Origin of the sequence: Eggerthella sp. (assembly GCF_048329335.1) — a bacterium.
Taxonomy (GTDB): domain Bacteria; phylum Actinomycetota; class Coriobacteriia; order Coriobacteriales; family Eggerthellaceae; genus Eggerthella; species Eggerthella lenta.
The window spans coordinates 1-2,608 of the sequence record NZ_DBFEGU010000005.1 but is presented as its reverse complement, the minus strand read 5'-3'; the positions used below and the strand labels follow the sequence as shown (position 1 = coordinate 2,608).

The following is a 2,608-nucleotide window of genomic DNA, read 5'->3' as shown; positions in this document are numbered from 1 at the left end:
GCTCTGCACGTCCAGCCTTCCTCCCATGAGTCGTACGAGGTTGCTGCTGATAGCCAGGCCGAGACCCGTCCCCTGCGCGTTGCGGCGATTCTCGGACGCCTGCTCGAACGACACGAAAATGCGCTCGAGATCCTCCTCGCGGATGCCCGCGCCGGTATCTTCCACGCTGAAGCGCACACGCGCGCTTCCCTCGTCGCGCATGAGCACGACCACGCTCAGCCGGATGGCGTCCCCCGGATCGGTGAACTTGAGCGCGTTGGACAAGAGGTTCGCCAGCACCTGCTGCAGCCGCACGTCGTCGCCCACCACGACGTCGTCGGCATCGCAGCGGGTCTCGAACAGGACTCCCTTGTCCTCGGCCTGGAGAAAGAACATGCTCTGCAGACGCTCGGCCAGCGAACGCAGGCGGAGCGGCGCCGTCTCTATGCGCATCTTGTCGTTCTCGATCTTCGACATATCGAGGATGTCGTTCACGAGCGACAGCAGGAACTGGGCCGACATGTTGATCTTCTCGAGACTCGAGCGAATGGACGGCGTGGCTTCTCCCGACAGCGACGCCACGCTCGAAAGCCCGATGATGGCGTTCATCGGCGTTCGGATCTCATGGGACATGCGCGAGAGGAAGTCGGTCTTCGCTCGACCCATCTCCTCCACCTTCTCCAGCTTCATCTCCATCATGCGGTTGCGCACCTTCGCCACCGACACCACGATGACTATAGCGCCCACGAACAGGCACAGCACGAGGCTCAACGCCACGACGAGCAAGGGGTTCTCGGAGACGAGCGCTTGAATGGTGCGCTGCTTGCCGAACGAGGGCATGCTATTGTGCGACGCGATGGTGTCCAGCTCGTCCTGCGAGAAGCTGTTCACCGCCTTGCTCATGATCGAGTACAGCTCCGTGTCCACGGGCTTGGCGAGGGCGAACGAAAGGCCCGCCTCATGATGCTCGGAGGTTGCCGGCGTGATGTTGCTGAACGAGTGGTCGATGAACAGGCCTTCCGCAAACGCGACGGGCATGCTGGTGGCGTCGGCGCGTCCGGAGTTCACCGCTTCGAGGCAGTCTTCGTAGGTACGGTAGTGCACGACCTCGGAAGCCTCCACGCCGTCGGTGCCATCACGCCCTTCGATCTGGGCGAAGACCGTTTCCCGGAGGAAGCCAGCTTGTTGCGGAACACCACCTCGTTGAGCGACGCGAAGCTCTCGGTGATGGCGAGCTGTTGGCCGTCCGCCGCGTAGCCGTCGTCCAAGAAGCCGCCCATCATGTCCACTTCCCCCGATTTAACCAGGTCGACGGCATCTTGGTACGTACTGGCATGCACGAGGCGAAACGCGAGCCCCGTGCGCTCGGTGACCAGGTCGAGCACATCCTTCACGATGCCCTGGTACAGTCCGTCGCGCTCGTAGTACAGCGGGTAGCGGCCCTGCATGACGGCCACGCTGATCTCGCCTGCATTGTCGATGAACGCACGGTCGGCTTCGGAGAACTTGATGGCGCATTGGCGGCGGGACGGCAGGTGCTTTGCATCGAGCTCGTTCGCGAACTCGGCATTCGCCGTGTAGATCGACGTCATCGCTGCATCCAGATCGTCCTTCAGATCGCTTCCGAACGGCATGGCTATGTAGTACGGTTCGCCGTCGAACTCGGCGGCGACCCTGCGGCCTTCGGTGACGTCCACGTCGCCGCCCAGCACCACGTCGGCGGTGCCGTCGTCCAGGCATTTCGAGTAGGCATCGTAGTCGAGCGGCAGGACGATGCAGTGGATATCGTTGAAATCGAGGTAGTTTTCGAGACGGCGAATCTTCTCGGTAGCGTTCTCGAACACGCCGATGGTCTTGCCGTTGAGCGTGCGAGAGTCGAAGACGACGACATCGTCGTTCTCTTCGAGGCTGATGAGCAGGGCGTGGTTCGCACCGATGGCGAAGTTCGAATACTGGAACGAATCGACGAGCTGCTCCCGATAGTACATGCCGCCCATGAGGTCGATCTCTCCCGCAGACGTCCGTTTCATGAGACTTTGGACATCGCCGTCCACGAACTCATAGGTCCATCCGGTGTACTTGGAAACCTCCGCGAGCCAATCGTAGAGGATGCCGGAGCGCACGCCGTCGGCATCGGTCACGCTGATGCCTTCGACCTCGGGGAACGCCACGCGCACCACTCGAACGTCCTCGGATGCATCCCGCGAACCGCCGACATCGGCCGCCGCGGGAACGACGAAGACGGTTGTTGCCATCAGCAATGCGGCCATCGCCGAGCAGACGCAACGCGCCGCTTTCTTTCCCACAGCCCATCCCTCCTTCGACACCCGCGAGAACGCCTCACGATCAGCTAGGATACCACGGTCTTGCCGAAAACCTACGATCCGACATGAACGGAGGCCCGCGAGAACCGATAAAACCGTTTTAAGCCGCTTCCCATGCGACGCTCTCCAGCGCGTATACTGTTACGCAGACGAACCCTCCGCACGCACCCGAGGAGCAGCCGATGAACGCCCGACGCCGCCATCTCCGCGCAGCCGCCTGCCTGACCCTGGTCGGCCTCCTGGCGTGCCTGCCGCTCGCGGCCGCCTTCGGTTCCGTGGACGAGGACGACATGGCGCTCCGTCTC

2 protein-coding genes are annotated in these 2,608 nt (G+C 62.5%); both read right to left on the bottom strand.

Features of this window, described 5'->3' with window-relative positions; all coding sequences use genetic code 11:
* Positions 1–1,101: ATP-binding protein (locus ACMO6A_RS00165; protein ID WP_418470616.1), on the bottom strand; the 1,101-nt coding region annotated here is incomplete at its 3' end.
* Positions 1,044–2,285: a transporter substrate-binding domain-containing protein gene (locus ACMO6A_RS00160; RefSeq protein WP_009608320.1), complete on the bottom strand. Its 1,242-nt coding sequence runs from the start codon at positions 2,283–2,285 to the stop codon at positions 1,044–1,046. The genes ACMO6A_RS00165 and ACMO6A_RS00160, both read right to left, overlap by 58 nt.
* Positions 2,286–2,608: the final 323 nt, after the last annotated feature.